This is a genomic window from Idiomarina sp. UBA4206 (assembly GCF_002383015.1).
GTDB classification, from domain to species: domain Bacteria; phylum Pseudomonadota; class Gammaproteobacteria; order Enterobacterales; family Alteromonadaceae; genus Idiomarina; species Idiomarina abyssalis.
Genome location: NZ_DFTS01000014.1, coordinates 98,184 through 101,619, shown reverse-complemented (window position 1 = coordinate 101,619; position 3,436 = coordinate 98,184). Strand labels below are relative to the sequence as shown.

At 45.8% G+C, this 3,436-nt stretch carries 4 protein-coding genes; 1 reads left to right on the top strand and 3 read right to left on the bottom strand.

Going from position 1 to position 3,436, the window contains the following annotated elements; all coding sequences use genetic code 11:
* Positions 1 to 632, bottom strand: a 632-nt coding sequence (locus tag B3180_RS03170) for a PEP/pyruvate-binding domain-containing protein (protein ID WP_286842983.1), incomplete at its 3' end; no start/stop codon positions are given.
* Between the two features lie 108 nt (positions 633 to 740).
* Between B3180_RS03170 and ppsR the strand changes: the two genes are divergently transcribed.
* Positions 741 to 1,550: a posphoenolpyruvate synthetase regulatory kinase/phosphorylase PpsR gene (gene ppsR, locus B3180_RS03165; RefSeq protein WP_271331393.1), complete on the top strand. Its 810-nt coding sequence runs from the start codon at positions 741 to 743 to the stop codon at positions 1,548 to 1,550.
* A gap of 30 nt (positions 1,551 to 1,580) precedes the next feature.
* On the opposite strand, the gene B3180_RS03160 is transcribed toward ppsR, so the two are convergent.
* Complete coding sequence (locus tag B3180_RS03160; RefSeq protein WP_278358680.1) at positions 1,581 to 2,378, bottom strand: DUF1338 domain-containing protein; 798 nt, start codon at positions 2,376 to 2,378, stop codon at positions 1,581 to 1,583.
* Between the two features lie 40 nt (positions 2,379 to 2,418).
* On the bottom strand, positions 2,419 to 3,436 hold a 1,018-nt coding region (locus tag B3180_RS03155), incomplete at its 5' end, for a 3-deoxy-7-phosphoheptulonate synthase class II (protein ID WP_286842978.1).

Below are 3,436 nucleotides of genomic sequence, written 5' to 3'. Positions count from 1 at the left end.
TCAAAGCCTGATTCAGTGTCAATACTGAACATAACACCGGAAGACGCGATATCACTGCGTACCATTCGTTGTATACCTGCTGACAAAGCAACACCGCGGTGGTCGTAGCCCTGATGAACACGGTATGAAATAGCGCGATCGTTAAACAAAGAGGCGAATACGTGCTTAATAGCTTCCATAACGCTACCCAGACCACGTACGTTCAGGAAGGTTTCCTGCTGGCCGGCAAACGAGGCATCCGGCATGTCTTCAGCCGTTGCGGAGCTGCGTACCGCAAAACTAAATTCATCGTTATTTTCGCTAAGTTCGGAAAAAGCGTCCTTTATGGCAGCTTCAAATTCCGGTTGGAACGGCGTATCGATGATCCACTGACGAATTTCCTTACCAGCCTTTGCTAAGGCCTGAACATCGTCAACATCAAGTGTGTCGAGCAAATCGTGAATACGATCGTTTAAGCCGCTTTGCTCCAGAAACTGGTTATAGGCGTCTGCCGTTGTCGCAAAACCGCCGGGAACTTCAACCCCTGCTCCGGCTAAGTTACTGATCATTTCACCCAGTGAGGCATTTTTACCACCGACTCGGTTTACGTCCTGCATTCCCAGATGTTGGTACCAAACTACGTATTCTTGCACGTCACAATCCTTAATTGATTTTTTCGGCATGGAAGTGACTACTATTTTACACGCTGCGGCCCAACAAGTTAATATCGAACCTTCAATCGCTTAAAAAGAGATCCGCCTGTGCGCTATGCGTTTTACATTTCTGACGGTACGGCACTGACCGCCGAGGCCTTTGGTCACGCGCTTTTATCGATGTTCCCTGTCACTTTTGAACACAAAACATTGCCTTTTATCGATAATCAGAAAAAAGCCGATGAAGTGTGTAAAACAATAAAAAAGGCCGTTTTAGACAGTGGCGAGCCTCCTTTAATCTTCCATACTTTCGTAAATGAGAAGCTGAAAGCCAAGATCACCGACTGTGGCGGCATATGTTATGACTTTCTGGATCATTTCATCGCGCCAGTAGAAAAGGAGCTGGGAGTTAAAGCTCAACCTAAAACGCATCGTACCCATGGCGTACATAAAAACTACAACTTTCGAATAGATGCGATTAATTATGCTCTGGATAACGATGACGGGAAGCGCCTGAATCAACTGGATAAAGCCGATTTGATTTTAATTGGGGTGTCTCGTACGGGGAAAACACCAACCAGCTTATACCTTGCCATGCAGTATGGTATTAAGGTTGCGAACTATCCGTTGACCGATGATGATGATTTTGAACGGTTACAATTACCTAAAGAACTGAAGCTGCATCGTCATAAGCTATTTGGTTTAACCCTCTCTTCACAACGGCTACATGAAATAAGAAGTCAACGACGAGAAGGCAGTCAGTACGCCTCAATGGCTCAATGCCGATTTGAACTTGCAGAAGTGGAAAGGCTTTATAGCCGCGAGGCCATACCCTTTATTAATTCAACGCACTATTCCGTGGAAGAAATTGCGGCAAAAATTCTGGCTAAAACAAACTTAGAGCGGCATCGCTATTAATGCCGCCCTATTCTTTTTGTGACAATGAAACTAGTTAGCGTTGGTGCTTTCAAAAATTTTGTCTGCTGACGCTGCGACAAAGCCGGTATACAGCTTGCCGTTTTCAATTTCGTAGCGCTTAGCAAACTCATAGAAGCAGCTGGGGATCTCAGCAGTCTTGTCAGAAAACTCAACCGGGTGGCGATCGGCCATGGTTGATGACTGTTCCAGGTAAACTTCCGGAGAACCTTTAATTTCGCCACCAGAGTCATTCAGTTTGAAGCCATTGTCTTTCAACTTCTGGTTCACTTGTTCAAGAGACCCATATCCGGGCAGTTGATTCACACTGACCGTGAAGTGGTTGGCGCAATAACCAAACGCTGCCATCCAGGCTGCGTACTCACTTTCTTCTAACAAAGCCTGATAATCAGCGTGGCTGACTTTCCAATGCGTCCCTGAGTACAAGAAGTCTGACTTTTTCGTGTCTTCAACTGACACTTGAGCCACCATGTCTTTCACTTTCTTTTGCAGCTCTTCTGAGAATTCAGCAGTCATCAACTCGCTGATAAACACTTTTGGTAGTTCAGGGTCTTCATGCTCAAAATGTTTTGCACGAAGCTTCTTCGCTTCAAAGTGATAATCACCACCTTCTTTATAGCCCAAGTCTAAAAAGTGCTGAGCCAATACTTCTAAGCCTACCGGACTGATATCGAAGGTACGAAAGGCAACGTGATCATTCACTATAGGATGCCCTTCTCCTAAAATTTGATGAACCTTCTTTGCTGAAGGTGTCCGTGATAAATAATCTTGCCACAAGTTTTCAAATAACACTTCTACCTGTTGCGACATACAACAATATACCTCTTAAATAATCGGTTAAAGGAGACTATCAGCCCTCGCCGTTGCGGGCTGCTTTTAATGACTCGGCGACTAAGAACGCCAATTCTAACACTTGATCAGCGTTCAGTCGCGGATCGCATTGTGTGCGATAACGGCTGGATAAATCCGCTTCACTGATACGGTAAGCGCCACCGGTACATTCGGTAACATCCTCACCTGTCATTTCTAAGTGAATACCACCAGGGTAAGTGCCTTCCGCCTGATGAATGGCAAAGAAATGTCTTAATTCTTTATGTATGGCGTCAAAATTACGAGTTTTCAGACCATTATCCGCTTTAATGGTATTGCCGTGCATTGGGTCACTGGACCACACTACGTTTCGGCCTTCCTGCTTAACCCGACGTACCAGTTCCGGCAGCTTATTGGCCAGATTGTCAGCCCCCATACGGGTAATAAGCGTTAAACGACCAGGCTCGTTATCAGGGTTCAGTATGTCGAGTAGTGCAATAAGCTCGTCGGCTGGCATGGTTGGGCCTACTTTCACACCAATCGGGTTATGAATACCGCGCATAAACTCAACATGGGCTTGATCCAGCTTGCGGGTACGCTCACCAATCCAGACCATGTGCGCAGAACAGTCATACGGAAGCCCTGTTAAGGTGTCTGTGCGGGTCAAAGCTTGCTCGTAAGGCAATAATAAAGCCTCATGAGAGGTGAAGAGTGACGTCTCATGAATGGTTGCGTTGTTATCTGCGTTTATTCCCAACACTTCCATAAAACGCAAAGCAGACTGTATTTCTTCGGCAATTTGTTGGTAGCGTTCTTTTAACGGGTTTGACGCGAGAAAACTTAAGTTCCACTTGTGCACTTTATGTAAGTTGGCCAAACCACCCTGTGCAAATGCACGAAGTAAGTTTAAAGTTGCTGCAGAATGGTGATATGCCTTAAGCATACGTTCAGGGTCGGGTTGACGAGCGGCGTCGACAAACTCTGGTCCGTTAATGATATCGCCACGATAGCTGGGCAAACTTAGATCACCGACAGTTTCAAAGTCACTTGAGCGCGGT

What these genes read in the sequence shown, in the direction of transcription:
- B3180_RS03160 (WP_278358680.1), bottom strand. Translation starts at nt 2,378, where the DNA reads ATGTCGCAACAGGTAGAAGTGTTATTTGAAAACTTGTGGCAAGATTAT.